The organism is Mycobacterium sp., from assembly GCF_040398885.1.
In the GTDB taxonomy this organism is placed as follows: Bacteria; Actinomycetota; Actinomycetes; order Mycobacteriales; family Mycobacteriaceae; genus Mycobacterium.
In genome coordinates this window covers 1-1,750 of the sequence record NZ_JBBATF010000293.1, presented here as the reverse complement: position 1 = coordinate 1,750, position 1,750 = coordinate 1, and the positions used below count along the sequence as shown (strand labels likewise).

At 69.5% G+C, this 1,750-nt stretch carries 1 protein-coding gene and 2 pseudogenes; all 3 read left to right on the top strand.

The window, feature by feature from the left end; translation table 11 throughout:
• Positions 1 to 573 (top strand): annotated as a pseudogene (locus ADBZ5U_RS16170) (DNA-directed RNA polymerase subunit beta'); the annotation flags it as partial.
• Positions 574 to 698: 125 nt separating this feature from the next.
• The gene (locus ADBZ5U_RS16165; RefSeq protein ID WP_526811896.1) at positions 699 to 1,580 is read left to right on the top strand and encodes a type IV toxin-antitoxin system AbiEi family antitoxin; all 882 of its coding nucleotides are present in this window, start codon (positions 699 to 701) and stop codon (positions 1,578 to 1,580) included.
• Positions 1,581 to 1,650: 70 nt separating this feature from the next.
• Positions 1,651 to 1,750 (top strand): annotated as a pseudogene (locus ADBZ5U_RS16160) (deoxyribonuclease IV); the annotation flags it as partial.

The following is a 1,750-nucleotide window of genomic DNA, read 5'->3' as shown; positions in this document are numbered from 1 at the left end:
CGCAAGGTGCAGATCCACCTGGTCAAGGAGGTCCAGGAGGTCTACCGGGCCCAGGGCGTGTCGATCCACGACAAGCACATCGAGGTCATCATCCGGCAGATGCTGCGCCGGGTGACGATCATCGACTCCGGCGCCACGGAGTTCCTGCCCGGATCGCTGACCGAGCGGGCGGAGTTCGAGGCGGAGAACCGCCGGGTGGTCGCCGAGGGCGGCGAGCCCGCGGCCGGCCGTCCGGTGCTGATGGGCATCACGAAGGCCTCGCTGGCCACCGACTCGTGGCTGTCGGCGGCGTCGTTCCAGGAGACCACCCGCGTGCTGACCGATGCGGCGATCAACTGCCGCAGCGACAAGCTGCAGGGTCTGAAGGAGAACGTCATCATCGGCAAGCTGATCCCGGCCGGTACCGGCATCAACCGGTACCGCAACATCCAGGTTCAGCCGACCGAGGAGGCCCGCGCGGCGGCGTACACGATCCCGTCCTACGAGGATCAGTACTACAGCCCCGACTTCGGCCAGGGCACCGGTGCGGCCGTGCCCCTGGACGACTACGGGTACAGCGACTACCGCCCGTAACCTTTCTGCCGCGAGCAGACGTGAACGCCCCCGACACGCCGAGCGTGCGGGGGCGTTCACGTCTGCTCGGCGGGTAGTGCACCGGGTGACTTGGCTGCCCGGGGACTGCCGACGACCATCGGTGCGTGCGAATCCACGAATTGTTCGCCGCCAACGCCGGTTTGGTGACGCGGGCCCAACTCCTGTCGGTCATCACGAAGAAGGCACTCGCGTCGCATCTCGAGGCCGGCGCGATTGTCCGGGTGTGTCAGGGGGTGTACGCGTTGCAGCCGCCGGACATCCCGGGGCGACTCGCCGGCCTCGAGTTGGCCACGGGAAGGCCGATCGTGGCGTGCATGGGCACCGCCGCGGAACTGCACGGTTTCGACATCGAGCTGGACGGCCGGCTGCACGTCCTCGACCCCGGCGTCCGCATCCGCCCGAACGCGGGTCTGGTGGTGCACCAGCGCACCGGGGCTCCGCTGCGCCGCGTCCGCGGCCGGCTGGCGACGGCACCGGCGTGGACGGCTGTCGAGGTGGCCCGCACCAAATCCCGCCGGCGGGTGTTGGCCACGTTGGACGCCGCACTGCGCTCCGGGGCCTGCGGGCCCACGGACCTGGAGCGCGCGGTCGAGGAGCAGAAAGGCAGGCGGGGGATCGTCGCGGTGCGCGACCTGCTGCCGCGGGCCGACCCGCGCGCCGAATCGCCGATGGAGAGCGAGGCCCGCCTGGTGTTCCTCGACGGCGGGCTGCCCACCCCGGTGTTGCAGTACGAGATCGTCGACCTCCACGGCGAACTCTGGCGTCTGGACTTCGCCTGGCCGTGGGCCAGGGTCGCCGCCGAATACGACAGCATGGAATGGCATGCCGATCCCGAACGCTGGAAACGCGACCGGATCAAAGCCACCCGCCTGGGGGACATGGGGTGGACGTTGTTGCCGATCGTCGTCGACGACGTCCGCCGTCATCCGGTCGAACTCGTGGCGCGGCTGTCCGGACTCGTGGAGCCCGCTCGCCTCGCCGGCTGAGCAGACGTAAAAGTCCCCGAAAACCCGGAGTGTCGGGGACGTTTACGTCTGCTCGCGGTAGAAAGGTGAGGTGCTGATCGGTTCGCATGTGCGCTCGGACAACCCGCTGGCCGGCGCGCTGGAGGACGAGGCCGACGCGGTGCAGTTCTTCCTCGGCGACCCCCAGGGCT